This is a genomic window from Stenotrophomonas sp. YIM B13575 (assembly GCF_042787595.1).
Lineage (GTDB): Bacteria > Pseudomonadota > Gammaproteobacteria > Xanthomonadales > Xanthomonadaceae > Stenotrophomonas > Stenotrophomonas lactitubi_B.
Map to the genome: position 1 here is coordinate 1 of NZ_JBHZOP010000184.1, position 1,723 is coordinate 1,723.

2 protein-coding genes and 3 tRNA genes are annotated in these 1,723 nt (G+C 63.6%); all 5 read left to right on the forward strand.

Features of this window, described 5'->3' with window-relative positions:
• Nucleotides 1–99 precede the first annotated feature (99 nt).
• A complete protein-coding gene (locus ACFX4F_RS20525) occupies nt 100–1,110 on the forward strand; it encodes an isoaspartyl peptidase/L-asparaginase family protein (protein ID WP_380658200.1) in 1,011 nt (336 codons plus the stop codon).
• A 144-nt stretch (nt 1,111–1,254) separates the two neighbouring features.
• A tRNA-Tyr gene (locus ACFX4F_RS20530) sits at nt 1,255–1,340 on the forward strand.
• 26 nt (nt 1,341–1,366) lie between these two features.
• Nucleotides 1,367–1,440: transfer RNA gene (locus tag ACFX4F_RS20535), tRNA-Gly, on the forward strand.
• 48 nt (nt 1,441–1,488) lie between these two features.
• Nucleotides 1,489–1,564: transfer RNA gene (locus tag ACFX4F_RS20540), tRNA-Thr, on the forward strand.
• Nucleotides 1,565–1,603: 39 nt separating this feature from the next.
• The coding region (locus ACFX4F_RS20545; protein ID WP_049419246.1) for a GTP-binding protein at nt 1,604–1,723 on the forward strand (120 nt) is incomplete at its 3' end.

Consider the following 1,723-nt stretch of genomic DNA (forward strand, 5'->3'; position numbering starts at 1 on the left):
GGGCCATGCCCGGCGGATGCCGCCGCGCGGTGCCTTCCGCCGGGCATGGCCCGGCGCTACCGTGCAATCCAATCCCTTTCCTGCTGGAGATCTGCTTCCATGAAACTGCGCCTGGCGCTGTCCGCGCTGTTGTCCCTGCCACTGCTGGCCCAGGCCGCACCCGCTGCCTCACCGCTGCTGGTCATCCACGGCGGTGCCGGCGTGGAGCGCAAGGATCTCTCCGCGGCGGAAGAACAGGCCGCGCGCGCTGCGCTGAAGGCGGCATTGCTGAAGGGCCATGCCGAACTGGCAGCCGGGCGTCCGGCATTGGCGGCGGTCACCGCGGCCATCACCGTGCTCGAGGATGATCCGACCTTCAACGCGGGCAAGGGCGCGGTATTCACCCACGAGGGCCGCAATGAACTGGACGCGGCGGTCATGGACGGGGCCACCCAGGCAGCCGGCGCAGTGGCCGGCGTGCAGCGCGTGCGCAACCCGATCCTCCTCGCGCAGACGGTGATGCAGAAGTCCAGGCACGTGATGATGGTGGGGCAGGGCGCCGAAGCCTTCGCCACCGAGCAGGGCGTGACCCTGGTCGACCCCTCCTACTTCCGCACCGACAAGCGCTGGCAGCAGCTGCAGCGTGCATTGAAGGAAGAAGCGAGCGGGCAGGCACATGCCGACCTGGAAACCGCAAAGCACTTCGGCACGGTCGGTGCGGTCGCCCTGGATGCACAGGGGCATCTTGCTGCAGGCACTTCCACCGGCGGCATGACCAACAAGCGCTACGGACGTGTCGGTGATTCGCCGATCATCGGTGCCGGCACCTGGGCCGATGCGCGTTGTGCGGTATCGGGTACCGGTTGGGGCGAGTACTACATCCGCACCGCCGCCGCCCATGAGATCTGCGCGCGCATGCGTTACCTCGGTCAATCGCCGGAACAGGCGGGCAAGGGCGTGATCAACGACGCGATTCCGCAGATGGGCGGCGACGGCGGCGCAATCGTGCTCTCCGCAGACGGAAAAGCCGCAGCGCCGTTCAACACCCAGGGCATGTATCGGGGCTGGATCGGGGCCGATGGCGTTGCCCACGTGGCCATCTTTGCCGACGAGACAATCGCACTGCCCTGAGCAGACCCTTGCGTATCAAGGGGTTTGCGACGCGTGTGAAAAAAAGTGAAAAAAAGCGTTGACAGACCCCCGCTTCATCTCCAGAATTGCGGGCTCACCACCACACACCGCAACGCTTCGGCGGCACGGGACGGGGTGGTAAAAGGAGGGATACCCAAGCGGCCAACGGGGGCAGACTGTAAATCTGCTGGCTTACGCCTTCGGTGGTTCGAATCCACCTCCCTCCACCAGCTTCACGTTGTGGCACATTCCCGGTGCGGGAGTAGTTCAATGGTAGAACCTCAGCCTTCCAAGCTGATGGTGCGGGTTCGATCCCCGTCTCCCGCTCCATTGAGTGAACTTTGAATATTATCGAGTTCATGCCATAATGCAAAACTCGCTCACATAGCTCAGTCGGTAGAGCACTTCCTTGGTAAGGAAGAGGTCGAAGGTTCGATTCCTTTTGTGAGCACCATCTTCAGCACCACACCAGACGAATTCGAGATAAGCAGCCATGGCCAAGGGTAAGTTCGAGCGCACCAAGCCGCACGTCAACGTCGGCACCATCGGTCACGTCGATCACGGCAAGACCACGCTGACCGCCGCACTGACCAAGATCGGTGCCGAGCGCTTC